The sequence below is a fragment of the Bacillus sp. L381 genome (assembly GCF_030284525.1).
Lineage (GTDB): Bacteria > Bacillota > Bacilli > Bacillales > Bacillaceae > Bacillus > Bacillus amyloliquefaciens.
Window position 1 is genome coordinate 283440 of record NZ_CP127224.1, and the last position, 12692, is coordinate 296131.

The 12692-nt window shown below is 46.0% G+C and carries 13 protein-coding genes, 2 pseudogenes and 1 other annotated feature; of the genes and pseudogenes, 11 read left to right on the forward strand and 4 right to left on the reverse strand.

Going from position 1 to position 12692, the window contains the following annotated elements; all coding sequences use genetic code 11:
• Positions 1–4: 4 nt before the first annotated feature.
• On the reverse strand, positions 5–1441 hold the full coding sequence (locus QRX25_RS01400; RefSeq protein WP_065980621.1) for an alanine/glycine:cation symporter family protein: 1437 nt from the start codon (positions 1439–1441) through the stop codon (positions 5–7).
• A gap of 24 nt (positions 1442–1465) precedes the next feature.
• Positions 1466–2449 (reverse strand): glutaminase, encoded by a 984-nt coding sequence (locus QRX25_RS01405; protein ID WP_065980622.1) that lies wholly within the window; start codon positions 2447–2449, stop codon positions 1466–1468.
• Positions 2450–2693: 244 nt separating this feature from the next.
• On the opposite strand from QRX25_RS01405, the gene glnK reads away from it, so the two are divergent.
• The 5 genes and pseudogenes from glnK to QRX25_RS01430 form a co-directional block, all read left to right on the forward strand.
• A complete protein-coding gene (gene glnK / locus QRX25_RS01410) occupies positions 2694–3986 on the forward strand; it encodes a two-component system sensor histidine kinase GlnK (protein ID WP_115998278.1) in 1293 nt (430 codons plus the stop codon).
• The gene (glnL, locus tag QRX25_RS01415; protein WP_014469677.1) at positions 3986–4933 is read left to right on the forward strand and encodes a glutamine utilization two-component system response regulator GlnL; all 948 of its coding nucleotides are present in this window, start codon (positions 3986–3988) and stop codon (positions 4931–4933) included. The genes glnK and glnL overlap by 1 nt, the downstream gene beginning before the upstream one ends.
• A gap of 298 nt (positions 4934–5231) precedes the next feature.
• Positions 5232–6152 carry a macrolide 2'-phosphotransferase gene (locus QRX25_RS01420; protein WP_115998277.1) on the forward strand — a complete coding sequence of 307 codons (921 nt, stop codon included), beginning with the start codon at positions 5232–5234 and terminating at the stop codon, positions 6150–6152.
• 48 nt (positions 6153–6200) lie between these two features.
• Positions 6201–6452 (forward strand) — a binding site (T-box leader).
• A gap of 88 nt (positions 6453–6540) precedes the next feature.
• Positions 6541–6705, forward strand: a complete 165-nt coding sequence (gene rtpA / locus QRX25_RS01425; RefSeq protein ID WP_065980626.1) for an anti-TRAP protein — start codon at positions 6541–6543, stop codon at positions 6703–6705.
• A gap of 118 nt (positions 6706–6823) precedes the next feature.
• Positions 6824–6967 (forward strand): annotated as a pseudogene (locus QRX25_RS01430) (IS5/IS1182 family transposase); the annotation flags it as partial.
• Positions 6968–7162: 195 nt separating this feature from the next.
• On the opposite strand, the gene QRX25_RS01435 reads toward QRX25_RS01430, so the two are convergent.
• The gene (locus tag QRX25_RS01435) at positions 7163–8056 is read right to left on the reverse strand and encodes a cation diffusion facilitator family transporter (RefSeq protein WP_065980627.1); all 894 of its coding nucleotides are present in this window, start codon (positions 8054–8056) and stop codon (positions 7163–7165) included.
• A gap of 428 nt (positions 8057–8484) precedes the next feature.
• Here QRX25_RS01435 and QRX25_RS01440 point away from each other — a divergent pair, with 428 nt between their 5' ends.
• From QRX25_RS01440 to QRX25_RS01460, 5 genes and pseudogenes are all read left to right on the forward strand, one after another.
• Positions 8485–9105: a nitroreductase family protein gene (locus QRX25_RS01440; protein WP_065980628.1), complete on the forward strand. Its 621-nt coding sequence runs from the start codon at positions 8485–8487 to the stop codon at positions 9103–9105.
• Positions 9106–9129: 24 nt separating this feature from the next.
• Positions 9130–10068 carry a ring-cleaving dioxygenase gene (locus tag QRX25_RS01445; RefSeq protein WP_065980629.1) on the forward strand — a complete coding sequence of 313 codons (939 nt, stop codon included), beginning with the start codon at positions 9130–9132 and terminating at the stop codon, positions 10066–10068.
• A 132-nt stretch (positions 10069–10200) separates the two neighbouring features.
• On the forward strand, positions 10201–10590 hold the full coding sequence (locus QRX25_RS01450; RefSeq protein WP_115998274.1) for a DoxX family protein: 390 nt from the start codon (positions 10201–10203) through the stop codon (positions 10588–10590).
• A gap of 185 nt (positions 10591–10775) precedes the next feature.
• Positions 10776–11114 (forward strand): thioredoxin family protein, encoded by a 339-nt coding sequence (locus QRX25_RS01455; protein ID WP_011996266.1) that lies wholly within the window; start codon positions 10776–10778, stop codon positions 11112–11114.
• Between the two features lie 14 nt (positions 11115–11128).
• Positions 11129–11503: pseudogene (locus QRX25_RS01460) on the forward strand (transposase); the annotation flags it as partial.
• A 97-nt stretch (positions 11504–11600) separates the two neighbouring features.
• Here QRX25_RS01460 and QRX25_RS01465 read toward each other — a convergent pair.
• On the reverse strand, positions 11601–11984 hold the full coding sequence (locus tag QRX25_RS01465; protein ID WP_013350905.1) for a DUF2512 family protein: 384 nt from the start codon (positions 11982–11984) through the stop codon (positions 11601–11603).
• A 153-nt stretch (positions 11985–12137) separates the two neighbouring features.
• Here QRX25_RS01465 and QRX25_RS01470 point away from each other — a divergent pair, with 153 nt between their 5' ends.
• On the forward strand, positions 12138–12566 hold the full coding sequence (locus tag QRX25_RS01470; protein WP_115998272.1) for a cell wall hydrolase: 429 nt from the start codon (positions 12138–12140) through the stop codon (positions 12564–12566).
• The last annotated feature ends 126 nt before the right edge of the window (positions 12567–12692 follow it).

Sequence of the window (12692 nt, forward strand, 5' to 3'; positions counted from 1 at the left end):
TTGTTTAGGAAATATGTTTGCCTTTCGCGTTTTTAGCGATATCTGAATACTCCCAGCATTCGATCTCGTCGTCATCAGGGAGCACATCTCTGTAAAAGACGGGGTCCTTTCCGGCTTTCTTTTGCCGGACATAATCGTTCAAGGCGGCAAACGCTTTTTTCGACAGAAGGAAAATCGCGATTAAATTCACGACCACCATTAAGCCCATGAACAAGTCAGCCATATCCCAGACAAGCTGGACTTTGGAAATACATCCGAACAGAACCATTCCAAGCACACAGATGCGGTAAATGAACAGCCATTTTTTGTTCTGGCTTAAGAATCCGATATTGGTTTCTCCGTAATAATAGTTACCCATAAGAGCGCTGAAGCCGAACAGAAGCATTAAGACGGCAAGGAAACCCGACGCCCACGCGCCGACATGGGCGCTCAAAGCCGCCTGAGAAAGCGCGATGCCGCTCAGTCCCGGCTGGTGATAAGCGTCTGAAAATAAAATGATAAGTGCCGTGCTTGTACAAATGACAAGCGTATCCGTCAGGACGCCGAATGCCTGAATAAGACCCTGTTTCACCGGGTGGCTCGTTGTAGCTGTCGCCGCCGCGTTCGGGGCGCTTCCCATTCCCGCTTCATTTGAGAAAATCCCGCGTCTCACACCTTGCATCAATGCCGCACCTAAAGCGCCGCCCGCTGCCTGATCAATACCGAAAGCATTTTTTACGATAATCGACAGGACGCTAGGCAATTGGGTGATGTTCGTCAGAATGACAAAGAAAGCGATGCCGATATATAAAACAGCTAAGACGACTACGACATATTCCGCCATCTTCGCAATTCGTTTGACGCCTCCGAAAATGACGCAGCCGAAGACCGCTATTAAAATGAGGCCCAATGTAAGCCGGCTGGTGCCGAACGCGTTTTGAAAAGCGATACTGATCGTATTAGACTGAACGGAGTTAAAGACGATTCCGAATGACAGTGTGATTAATACGGCGAACAGCGCGCCCATCCAGCGTTTCTTCAGGCCTTTTTCCATGTAATAGGCCGGGCCGCCGCGGAAGCCGTTTTGATCTTTTACTTTATAAATTTGGGCAAGCGTGCTTTCAACAAAGCTTGAAGCCGAACCGATGACTGCGATAATCCACATCCAGAAAATAGCACCCGGACCGCCGAGTGCGATCGCAATAGCGATTCCGGTAATATTTCCGGTTCCGACACGCGCCGCCATACTGATGCAAAATGCCTGAAACGGGGAAATGCTGTTTTTTGACCGGGCGGCCGCGCCTTCTTTTAAAACCCGGATCATTTCCCTCAGCATGCGGACTTGCAGACCCTTTGATCTGAACGTAAAAAACAGTCCCAGAGAAAGAAGCAGTACGATTAAAAGTTTTGACCATAAAAAATCATTTGCTGAGCCGATTACATTTTCAAGGAATTCCTGCATCCAATCACCTCTTGGTTCGTTTGATTAAAAAATACTGAGCTCCCACTCCTGTGCGATATGTTTCAGCAACATGCCGCCCGTCAGGCTGTTGCCGTATTCATCAATGGCCGGACCGTAAATGCCGATGCCGCAGCCGTTATGAAAAGGCTGTTCCCTTCTGGCGCTTGGAGGAACCAATGCCATAATGCCGCCGGATACCCCGCTTTTTGCCGGGACACCGACGAAAGCCGCATACTTGCCTGACGCATTGTACATGCCGCACGTCAGCATCAGGGCTTTGGCGAGTTTCGCCACATCTTTCGGAATGACCTGTTCCCGGCGGATCGGATGGTAGCCGTCATGCGCAAGAATCAATCCGATTAAAGCGATGTCCTCGGTTGTACCCTCCATGGCGCATTGCTTTAAGTAGACTTCCAGCGTTTCTTCCACATCCGCTTCAAGAAAGTTCGTTTCTTTTAAATAGTAGGCGAGGGCCCTGTTCCGGTGCGCGGTCTGCCATTCAGAGCGGAAGACCTCCTCGTGAATGTGAGGCCGTTTTCCTATTAATTTTTCAAAAACGGAAAACAGGTATTCTAATTTATCATGCGCCGTTTCACCCGGAAGAAGCGAGGCGACGGTAATGGCGCCCGCATTGATCATCGGGTTGAACGGCTTGCCGGGTTTATTGATTTCAAGCCGGATGATAGAATTAAACGCGTCACCTGTCGGCTCCACGTCCACGCGATCCAGCACGTAAGAAATGCCTCTGTTCATGCAGGCCGCAATAAAGCTGATGACTTTTGAGATGCTCTGCAATGTGAACGGGACATTCCACTCACCGGCATGAATCACGGAGCCATCAGGCTCTAATATGCAAATGCCCAGCTGAGAGTCGTTGATTTCTCCGAGGGCGGGTATATAATTTGCGCTTTTTCCATTAACGGAAAACGGGCGGTAATGCTCGACCCAATCTTGTAAAAGTGAAGCCAGTTCCTCTTTTTCAAGGCGCTCTCTGACCATATCTTTCATAACATTCCTCCTCTATTGCAAGCCTGTCCGCAAGCGGAAACCGGTCTTGGAAAACGTTTTCAAATATAGTGTGTTCAATTTTAATGTATAATGACATCTACAGAATCATACAAAATACGACAAAATCATTCTTAAAATAAGCCGATAGATTTATAAATCAGCCCGAGCGTCCCGCTAACCGGGTCTAAAGAAATTTGCGGACTCCTTCGGTCTTATTCAAAATAGATAGAAGAAGGAAGTGATTGTGATCAGGCTCGAATATTTACTAAAAAAAGACGGCTATCTTTTCGCCCTTATGCTGATCACCGTGCCGCTGGCGGGGGAACTGAAATTTTACCCCGTAAATGAGGTGTACCGGATCAGCTTCGGCGCGCCCGCTTTTTTCTTTTTTCTGCTGCTGTTGCGGCATGTGCCGGCGGTATTGTCAGGGCTGTTGACAGGTGCAGCCGTTGTGGCATTCCGGATCGGCCTGGCTTGCTGGGGAGGAGAGCATGCCGGCTTTACGGAGGCTTTTTTCAGCCAATATCCAAGTTTCTTTTTTTACTTTACATATGCCTGCTTGTTTTACATGTTGAAGGTCAGACATTTCCGGGATCGGCTGCTGATGATCGGATTCCTCGGTTTTCTCATTGAAATCGCGTCTGACACCGTTGAAATGGCGGTTCAGTTTTCCGGGGGCCAGCCGATTATGATACCGGACAAGCTGGCGGATATTGCGGTTATCGCTGTTTCTCACACATTTATAGTGCTGAGTTTTTTCAACGTGATGAAACTGCATGAAGCTCAGGTCAGGGAAAAGCAAACGAGAAAGCAGCATGAGCACATGCTGATGATCGTGTCTAACTTGTATGAAGAAACGATTCATTTGAAAAAAACGCTGAAAACGACGGAACATGTGACGAAGGAATCCTATCAGCTGTATCGGGAAATGAGCGGGAACGACCGGGAGCTCGGCAGCCGCATGCTGCGCCTGGCGGGAGAAATTCATGAAGTGAAAAAAGACAATCAGCGGATATTCGCCGGACTGTCGAAGCTGATTTCAAATGAGAGATTCCGGGATTACATGGATGCCGCCGCCCTGATCGGCCTCGTCATCCGCATCAATGAAAAATACGCCGAATCTTTAGGCAAGGACATTCAGTTCCGAAGCGTGATTGAAGGAGAGCACCCCGATTACCATGTCTTTACCGTCTTGTCGATCTTGAATAATCTTACCGCCAATGCCGTGGAGGCCATGGGAGACAGGGGTGAGATCCGCCTCACGCTGCGCAGGGCGGAGGATGATACGGCCGAATTTCAGGCGGAAGATGACGGTCCCGGCATTCCGGAAAAAATCGGAGAGATTGTCTATGATCCGGGGTTTACGTCCAAATACGATGAATTCGGCACCCCTTCAACGGGCATCGGGCTTTCTTACGTGAAGGAAATCGTAACTGAACTTGAAGGAGACATCTCCTTTCATAACAAGCCAAAGGGCGTCATATTTACGATTCAGCTGCCGGTGAGGCATTTGATTGCAGAAAGGGGGAGTTCATAATGCGTTTTTTTATAGCTGATGATGACCGGGCGATCCGTTCTATTTTGAGACAGATTATCGAGGATGAGGACTTAGGCGAAGTCGTCGGTGAGGCGGAGGACGGGAGTCAGATTGAAGGGCATTATCTCCATTTTAAACAAGTCGACATTTTATTAATAGATCTGCTGATGCCGGGGCGGGACGGGATTGAGACGATCCGGCACCTGCAGAATTCGTACACCGGAAAAACGGTGATGATATCGCAGGTGGAGGCGAAGGAAATGGTGGGGGAAGCCTATTCTCTCGGTATTGAATATTTTATCCACAAACCGATCAACAAAATTGAGATCATCACCGTGCTCCGAAAAGTGAAAGACCTTATAGAATTGGAAACGTCCATCGGCGACATCCAAAATTCGTTAAGACGGCTTGTTCACCGCAATGAACCGCAGCAAAGCCGCCTTCCTGAAGCTCATGAAAAATCCGTTAAAGAGACGGGGAAATTTCTGTTATCAGAATTAGGGATTGTGGGAGAAAGCGGCGCGCACGATCTGATGGCCGTGCTGCACTTTTTATTTGAGGATGAGCAAGCGCAAAAAAGCGTTCCGTCGCTGAAGCGGGTGTTTACAAATGTCGCGCTGCGGAAACTGGGGCCCGCGGCGTCGGAAGCAGACGTCAGCAGGGAGACCAAAGCCTCCGAACAGCGGATCAGAAGAGCAATCATTCATTCGTTAAACCACTTCGCTTCTCTGGGCACAACGGATTTTTCAAATCCCAAATTTGAATACTACGCCTCGAAATTCTTCGATTTCCCTGCCGTCAGCAAGAGAATGAAAGAAATGCAGGCCAAAGAAACGATTCCGCTTTCTCCGGTTAAAGTGAATATGAAAAAATTCATTCACGTCTTCTTTTTGGAGGCGAAAGATTTACGCGAAGGATCGAAATTTGTCAGCGGGGGAAGCCGGTAACCTGAACAATAAAGTTTACTTATATCAGGTCTTTGTGTAATATAATGTTAACTCAAAAAAGAACGGAGGGATCCTGATGGCAAATTATATTCCGGTTTACGCACTAATGAAATAGTGTCAATGTCTCTGCCTTGAGCGCGGAGGAAACCGGGATTGTCTGCCTGAATAAAGGACCCTGACAGTTATAGTGAGGGGGCGGCGATTATGCCGCCCTCTTTTTGGCGTCTTCACATTTCTCTTTTTTTCTCCGCCTCAGGCGAATCTCTGTGTCAGTAAATAAGGGAAATGGGGAAACAAAATGACAAAACAAAGGGATATAGAATCCGTTCTGAACATCGCAAAGGAAAATGGCTTACAGTTAAAATATGAAGGGGCGGACATAAATGAAACGGGTATGGACTTCCAAGTCGTATTTGCTGAAGATGACAGCGGCGTAACATGGGTGCTCCGAAAACCGCGCCGCCCCGATGTTATCGAAAGAGCGGCTGCGGAAAGTGACGTTCTCACGTTTCTCCGCAGCTATGCCACGGTATCAGTGCCCGATTGGCGGATTCATACACCGGAACTGATCGCTTATCCGAAACTGGGCGGGATACCCGCCGCCGCAATTGATCTGGATAAGAAACAGTACGTCTGGAATATGGAGCACGAGCCGCCTTCAGACGGTTTTGTCGGCTCGCTTGCCGCGGCATTAGCCGAGCTGCACGGGGCAGATCCGGCCGCTGCCTCCAGATCCGGCATTGAAATCATAAAACCGGATGACGTCAGGCAAAGGACAGCGGAATCGATGGATCATATAAAAAAAGAAATCGGAGTTTCAGAGCCGCTTTGGCAAAGATGGCAAACATGGATAAATGACAGCTCGTATTGGCCTGATTTTTCCGCGCTGATCCATGGCGACTTGCATCCTCCGCATATATTAATCGGTCAAAATCAGCAGGTGACGGGTCTTCTCGATTGGACGGAGGCAAAGGTTGCCGATCCGGCCAAGGATTTTGTCCTTTATCAAGTGATATTAGGAGAAAAAGAAACGAAACGCCTGATTAAGAGCTACCAAGCTGAAGGCGGGCGTGTCTGGCCGAAAATGCAGGAGCATGTGACAGAATGGCAGGCTGCTTATCCTGTGGAGACAGCGAAGTTCGCGCTTCAGACGGGGCGGGAAGAACATATGCAAATGGCGCGGGAAATGCTCGGCCTGTCTGATTCGAAAGGTTATTGACTTCCGCCGGATGACAGCGTATGATACTTTTTAAAATAAAAGAACGGATGAACAATGCTGAGGAAGAGTAAGTACGCATCTGCGCGCGGGGTTCAGAGAGTCGGTGGCCGCTGTGAACCGATCCCCGTCCGATGCCGAATGGGCTTCTGAATTGCTGCGCTGAAATGAAAGTAGGCGGTGCCGGGATTCTTTCCCCGTTATCAAGAAAGGAGTATTGAAACCGTGTTGTTTCTGTACTTTTTGAGAGAATGGCTTTTCAGCCGTTAATAAAGGTGGCACCGCGAAAACCTCGTCCTTTGATGGATGGGGTTTTTTTGTATCGTTAAGGAGGTGATGGCCATGGAAAGTGACTGGAGACGGACAGAAAATCAAAAAAGGAGGGATATTCATGGTGATCGCAACCGACGATCTTGAACTCACTTGTCCGCATTGCGAAGGAACCGGCACGGAGAAAGAAGGAGCGCCCTGCCCGAAGTGCGGCGCAAAGGGCGTCATTTTGACGGCTCAGGGAAACACGCTGCTGCATTTTATCAAAAAGCATATTGATCAGTGAAATCAAACAAAAAAGGCCGTTATCCGGCCTAAAGGCTGTCGAGAAAATCTCGACAGCCTTTATTTTCCATTCCCCTGTCATAAAATAAAGGAAAGACAGAAAAGGACGTGTCTTTCTCATGTTCCACACAAGAAACGCTTCTCAAAACACAGCCGAATTTGTTCTGCTTGACCAACTTGTCGAAGAGGATCACCTGCTTTGAAAAATTGATCAGTACATAGACTTCTCTTTCAGCGTTGAAAAGGTCAAACCTTACTGCAGCTGAAATAAAGGCCGTCCCTCACTTGATCCGCTGATCTTATTCAAAATGATGTTGAAAACTCCCACATACCTAGCCAAGCAAGGCTAGGTATGTGGGAGTGCTTTTTCTGCACCTGAAATCAAATGAATATGTAAAGAAACAGGACAAAACAAAAAAGCTTGTAGAAAAACATCATTTTCTATACAAGCTGCTTTTTCATTCTTCAAAATAAGGATTCACATGAATGAGCACTTCTTCAACATCTGAAAAGTGTCTTTTGATTTCATTTCGGATTTCGCGGGCGATATCGTGTCCCTGCTTAATCGTCAAATCATGATCCAAAGATAACCGGACATCAAGCAATTTATAGTGGCCATGTTCTCTCGCTCGGATTTTATCGAGTCGTTTGACTTGAGGACAATGCAAAATAACCGCTTTATATTCCTCTATCAGTTCGGGATCAACACTTTTTTCCATGAGAACGTCAACAGAGGGCCTGATTAATTCCATTGAAATCTTAAAAATGAGGTACGCCACGATGACACTGGCAATTGCATCGGCGTACAACAGAAAGGACCATCCGCGGGTGGTCCCGATAATCGCCAATAGGACGCCGATAAAAGCGGCAAGAGAGGCAACGATATCGCCTTTATGATCGTATGCAATCGCTATAACCGCTTTACTGTTCCATTTTTCCCCTTGTTTGATCGAATAACGATATAAGATCTGCTTAGCCACGTAGGATATTAGAGCCGCAAACAATGCGCTGTATTGCGGGATGCTTGGACCTTCAACAAAGGACGAAATCGCTTCTATTAGAATATACACGGAAACGAGCACTAATATTATTCCTACAATCGCTTCGCTGATGACCTCAGCTTTGCCATGCCCGAAAGGATGGTCTTGATCGGGCGGCTTATTAGAAATGCCGATGACGGCCAGGACAGCAATCGAAGCCACGACATCCGCTGCAGAATGTATACCGTCGGCAAAAACTGCTTCACTATCGCCTACCAGTCCAAAAAAGATCTTTCCTGCCATTAAGATCAGATTGGCTATCAATGCAATCAAGGCAACTTTTTTGCTTATTTGTTCTCTTTCACTTGTCATTTTTTCCTCCTATAAAACTGCACAAAAAAATAGGAGCGCTTTTGATTCGCTCTCCGTATCCTTTCTTGTGTAATCACTTTGCTTATCATACCAATTCAGTTTCGAGTGGGTCTATAGCAAGGTTGTTTCCTGTTTACTAATAAATAAGGTGACAGAAAAAAAGTTGGAGCAGGGCTAAACAGTACACAGACAAAATTGCGCTGAATTTAAAAATGAACTGTTGACATTTGAGTATTTATCTTTTATTATTATCTCGAATTCAAGATATTTTAATTCAATATAATTTAATTAGAGTGCAGGATAAGAACCTGCCGATCGTTTGAATCACGAAAAGATCAGTGAAGAGAACGTTTCGTTTTTTGATCATATGCTATTTGATTTTTTATACCATAATATCTCGAATTCGAGATAAAGGGGGGACGAGGGAAATGGCTGAATTTGTACAGCTAGTGAATGAAAGAAGATCTGCAAGCAACTTTCTTCCAGATCATCCAATCACAAGAGATGAACTTAACGAAATGTTTGAATTGGTTGCGTTGGCTCCATCAGCTTTTAATTTGCAGCATACAAAATATGTGACGGTTCTTGACCCGGATGTAAAAGAAAAGCTGAAGCAGGCCGCAAACGGACAATATAAAGTGTTTAGCTCATCAGCGGTTCTTTTGGTTTTAGGGGATAAGCAGGCATATCAGAAAGCGGCTGACATCTATGAAGGATTGAAGATGCTGGGGGTATTAAATAAACAAGAGTATGATCACATGGTTCAAGACACCGTTTCGTTTTATGAAAACAGGGGAGAACCATTTAAGAGAGATGAGGCGATAAGAAATGCTTCACTTTCTGCGATGATGTTTATGCTGAGTGCTAAGGAAAAAGGCTGGGACACCTGTCCGATGATAGGGTTTGATACTGAAGCCGTGAAACAGATTTTGAATATAGATGATCAATTTGAGATTGTCATGATGATTACAATCGGGAAAGAAAAAACAGAAAGCAGAAGGCCGCGCGGCTACCGAAAGCCTGTGAATGAGTTTGTGGAGTATATTTAAATATTTGTAAGGGAGCGGATAAGAATGGCTAAAAAAACGATGGGAATACATCATATTACAGCAATTGTCGGTCACCCTCAAGAGAATGCTGATTTCTACGCTGGAGTGCTGGGGCTGAGATTGGTCAAGCAAACGGTCAATTTTGATGATCCGGGTACGTATCACCTTTATTTTGGGGATGAAGGCGGGAAGCCGGGAACAATCATCACATTCTTTCCGTGGGCGGACGCCCGTCAAGGCATCATTGGAGACGGACAGGTTGGTGTGACATCTTACGTCGTGCCGAGAGGTGCTATGGCATTTTGGGAAAAGAGACTTGAAAAGTTCAACGTGCCATACACAAAAATCGAGCGTTTTGGGGAACAATATATAGAATTTGATGACCCGCATGGCCTGCATTTAGAAATCGTGGAAAGAGAAGCAGGGGAGGCCAATACGTGGACTTTCGGAGATGTAACCCCGGATGTTGCCATTAAAGGCTTTGGCGGTGCAACCCTGTTATCAGCACAGCCTGAAAAGACAGGTGAAGTGCTAGAAAACATCATGGGGCTTGAGCGAGTCGGTAAAGAAGGAGACTTCGTTCGTTATCGTTCTGCCGGTGATATCGGAAATGTGATTGATCTTAAATTAACGCCTATCGGCCGCGGACAAATGGGTGTCGGCACGGTCCATCACATCGCTTGGCGGGCTCAGGATGACGAAGATCAATTAGAATGGCAAAGATTCATTGCTGCACACGGATATGGTGTGACTCCTGTTCAGGATAGAAACTATTTTAATGCGGTTTACTTCAGAGAACATGGGGAAATCTTATTTGAGATCGCAACTGATCCGCCGGGCTTTGCCCATGATGAGTCACAAGAAACAATGGGCAAAAAATTGATGCTCCCTGAGCAGTATGAACCGCATCGGGCTCATATTGAACAAGTGCTGCTGCCGTTTGAAGTGAGAGAATTAGATTGATTTATAGATGAACGTGAAGCATGAAGAAAAATAAAAAGACATACATTTAACAGATGTTTGCTGGAAGTGACCGTTGGTAAACAAGCTGCCTTGCAGTACATCATATAAAATGAAAAATAAGGAGAGATAAAAATGGAAGATACAGGATTATTGCTTATTCGAATCATGATTGGTGTGGTGTTTCTGTTTTATGGATCACAAAAATTATTTGGCTGGTTTGGCGGATACGGGATTAAAGGAACCGGGCAATGGTTCGAGTCAATTGGAGTTAAACCAGGCAATGCCGCGGCCGCTTTATCAGGTCTCGGGGAATTCGTAAGCGGAATTTTATTTATTTTAGGTGTATTCCTCCCGCTTGGAGCTGCTATCATAACGATCATTATGTTAGGTGCCATTGTAAAAGTTCATGGAGCGAAAGGGTTTGCGAACGGTGCCGGCGGTTTTGAATATAACTTGGTGCTGATTGTAGTCTCCATCGGAGTTGCACTCATCGGTTCAGGGGCGTACGCTTTGCATTTTTAATATAAGTATCTAAGAACAGTTACTGAAAAGCGGTAACTGTTCTTTTGTTTTGGAATTTTAAGCATCATTTGCGGGTGCTCTGCAAAGCAAAAAATCGGGTATGATCAATATAAATGTGTATAGTGAAGGTACGAGTATTGATGAGCTTGGTCATGAAAGACGAGCCGATTTGAAGGAGGGTTTTGATGAAAGAGCTGACAGACTTACATTCATTAGATTCTATCGAGAATTTTATTAAACAGCATCAATTCAGTTTTATCTACATTTCAAGACCTGCCTGTACAGTATGTCACGCTGTTCTGCCGCAGCTCAGAAAAGTATTGGATCAGTTTCCAAATATCAAATTGGGGCATATCAATGCTGACGAGGTAGAAGAGGTTGCCGGCAGATTTTCAGTCTTCACTGTCCCCGTGCTTCTTTTGTTCATTGATGGGACTGAGTTTCTGAGAGAAGCCCGCTTCGTTCATTTTGAACAGCTCGAAGAAAGGCTGAAAAGGGTTTATCAGTTATATCAAGATGTATAAAGTGTTTATACAGATACATTTGTCTAAATCACCAAACGCTTACATACGCAACAACTGACCGAAAAGGATATCGATCATATAAATCATATCCTGAAATCTGGTCCGCATGCACTTTCTCGAACAATGCAAAAGATCAATAAACCATCAAAAGGTCATCACCCGACATGTATGGGAGGATGATAAAGAAAAGGTCAGACAAAACGTTTGTCTGTTTCAGGAAAAAACCTCTGCAAAAAAAATAGAGCGAAGCTTTGCAGATTCAAAACACCTGCAAGGGCTTCGCTATTGCAGGTTGAGGGGAAAACTAAATGTGAGCGAACAAGTTCTCCTCACAGCCGCCATGCCAGAACATGAAGAAGATTGCCGCATACCTAGCCAAGCAAGGCTAGGTATGTGGGAGTGCTTTTTCTGCACCTGAAATCAAATGAATATGGAAAGAAATCATTTTCTCTACAAGCTGAAGGCCGTTATCCGGACTTTTTTGCGTTATTCAGATCGGGGCTCTAAAAAACGGGACCCGCCCAAGTCTTTTCTCATCAGATAGATATGGAAAAAGTATTCTCCGACAGCAATGATGATGGCGGAAATAAGAGCGGCAAACGCCAGTCTTCCTCCTGAAATGCCCATGGACAGCGGCATCCCCATCAGCCATACAACAAGAAACGCGATTCCGAAATCAGCGGACGCCGCCGTAATGTTATTCCATCTCGGCAGCACGTAAAGATCGCCCGTAAAGTAGGAAACGGCTCCCAACACAATGGTCATCAGCAGCACGTCGCCGAATGTAAAGCGAAAACCTAAGCCCAGGATCAGATACAGAATAATGATGGTCATAATGCCTTTAATGGCAAGCGCTTTAATGTGCTCCATGCGAATTCCTCCTTATGGAAATCATGTTAGTATGTTTCCTCATCATGTGAAATATAAACCTTTTTTTCGTGAACATTTGTTTTCTGGCTTTTGTCTGTCATCACTGGGCCGCGGCTGAATATGATGAAAGGAGTAAAAACGGGAGGTGTCATGATGGCAGTCGTAAAAGCGTCGAACGCCGATGTCGATCTAATGGCAAGGCTGCTCAGGGCGGAAGCGGAAGGCGAAGGAAAGCAGGGAATGCTGCTGGTCGGCAATGTGGGAATCAATCGGGTGCGGGCGAATTGTTCTGATTTTAAAGGTTTGCGCACCATCAGGCAGATGGTATTTCAGCCGCACGCGTTTGAAGCGGTGACTCACGGATACTTTTACCAGAGGCCGCGTGAATCCGAGCGGAGGCTTGCCCGCCGGACGATTAACGGTGAACGGTTTTGGCCGGCTAAATTCAGCCTATGGTATTTTAAGCCGCCGGGAGACTGCCCGCCGACTTGGTATAATCAGCCGCTTGTTGCCAGATTCAAATCCCACTGCTTCTATCAGCCGACAGGCGAAACATGCGAAAACGTGTACAATACATTTTAATACCGGACGCACCGTTCTTGGAATGAACGGTGTTTTTTTAATTTCTTGTGAAGAAAAATAGGAACAAAGTGCGCTTGACGGATGAAAGCCAAAAAGAAACAGAGGGGGATTTCTCCCGGCTGGGCA

Coding starts and splice junctions, on each gene's coding strand:
- QRX25_RS01465 (WP_013350905.1), bottom strand. CDS start 11,984: ATGGAGCACATTAAAGCGCTTGCCATTAAAGGCATTATGACCATCATT.
- QRX25_RS01435 (WP_065980627.1), bottom strand. CDS start 8,056: ATGACAAGTGAAAGAGAACAAATAAGCAAAAAAGTTGCCTTGATTGCA.
- QRX25_RS01450 (WP_115998274.1), top strand. CDS start 10,201: ATGGAAGATACAGGATTATTGCTTATTCGAATCATGATTGGTGTGGTG.
- rtpA (WP_065980626.1), top strand. CDS start 6,541: ATGGTGATCGCAACCGACGATCTTGAACTCACTTGTCCGCATTGCGAA.
- QRX25_RS01440 (WP_065980628.1), top strand. CDS start 8,485: ATGGCTGAATTTGTACAGCTAGTGAATGAAAGAAGATCTGCAAGCAAC.
- QRX25_RS01405 (WP_065980622.1), bottom strand. CDS start 2,449: ATGAAAGATATGGTCAGAGAGCGCCTTGAAAAAGAGGAACTGGCTTCA.
- QRX25_RS01445 (WP_065980629.1), top strand. CDS start 9,130: ATGGCTAAAAAAACGATGGGAATACATCATATTACAGCAATTGTCGGT.
- QRX25_RS01470 (WP_115998272.1), top strand. CDS start 12,138: ATGGCAGTCGTAAAAGCGTCGAACGCCGATGTCGATCTAATGGCAAGG.
- glnL (WP_014469677.1), top strand. CDS start 3,986: ATGCGTTTTTTTATAGCTGATGATGACCGGGCGATCCGTTCTATTTTG.
- QRX25_RS01400 (WP_065980621.1), bottom strand. CDS start 1,441: ATGCAGGAATTCCTTGAAAATGTAATCGGCTCAGCAAATGATTTTTTA.
- QRX25_RS01455 (WP_011996266.1), top strand. CDS start 10,776: ATGAAAGAGCTGACAGACTTACATTCATTAGATTCTATCGAGAATTTT.
- QRX25_RS01420 (WP_115998277.1), top strand. CDS start 5,232: ATGACAAAACAAAGGGATATAGAATCCGTTCTGAACATCGCAAAGGAA.